Origin of the sequence: Absiella sp. AM29-15, from assembly GCF_003434225.1 — a bacterium.
GTDB classification, from domain to species: Bacteria; Bacillota_I; Bacilli_A; order Erysipelotrichales; family Erysipelotrichaceae; genus Hoskinsella; species Hoskinsella hominis.
This window is the reverse complement of the sequence record NZ_QVFL01000031.1, coordinates 17100-17928: the sequence shown is the minus strand read 5'-3', so window position 1 is coordinate 17928 and position 829 is coordinate 17100. Positions and strand designations below refer to the sequence as shown.

Below are 829 nucleotides of genomic sequence, written 5' to 3'. Positions count from 1 at the left end.
AAATGGGTCTTGAATGAAAATAATGTTTATACTTCTGTTTTCGATTCAGATAATGAGCTGAAATATAAATACACGACTGCTGTCGATTCCTTCAAGTATGAATTCACAGATACAGATGGTAAGAAGAAAAGCTTTACAGTTAAGGAAAAGCGTATCCTTACTTTCAATCCTTCTTTATGTGAGAAACATCGATATGAGCTTAGAAAAATGCTGGAAAAAGCCAAGACCCTCAAGGCGTGCCATGCAAAGAAAAGTGAATATGGAGAGTCCTCAAAATACGTGAAGTTCTTATCTTCTGATAAGAATGGGAATGCTACAGATGAAAAGATCATTGTAGAGATCAATATGAAAAAATATGAAAAGGATTATGCTCTGGCAGGCTTTAATATGCTGGTAACCTCTGAAATCGCAATGGATAATGAAGAAATATATAATGTATATCATAATCTATGGAGAATCGAGCAGTCTTTCCGTATCATGAAATCAGAATTGGATGCACGACCAGTTTTCTGTCAAAACGAGAATACGATAAAAGGGCACTTTCTGATCTGCTATCTTTCTGTACTTCTGACAAGGATACTGGAATTTAAAGTACTGAAGAATAAGATATGTGCTTCAAAGCTTTATGAATTCATCCACTCTTATGCAGTACTCAAAGAAACTGACAGCAGATATATAAATATTTCATCTTCGACACCAACGATCACTTATCTTGCAGAAACGTTCAAATTGCCTTTGAGAAACTTCTATTTAACCACTGAACAAATAAAAATGATGCTAAATCAAGTCATTTAGCACCATTTTTTTAATTTTACTTCTAAAGTCAGGT

The 829-nt window shown here is 34.0% G+C and carries 1 protein-coding gene; it reads left to right on the top strand.

Annotated features, from left to right (window positions below; genetic code table 11):
- A partial coding sequence (locus DW761_RS20420; protein WP_333782698.1) for a transposase occupies positions 1-795 on the top strand: 795 nt, incomplete at its 5' end.
- Positions 796-829: the final 34 nt, after the last annotated feature.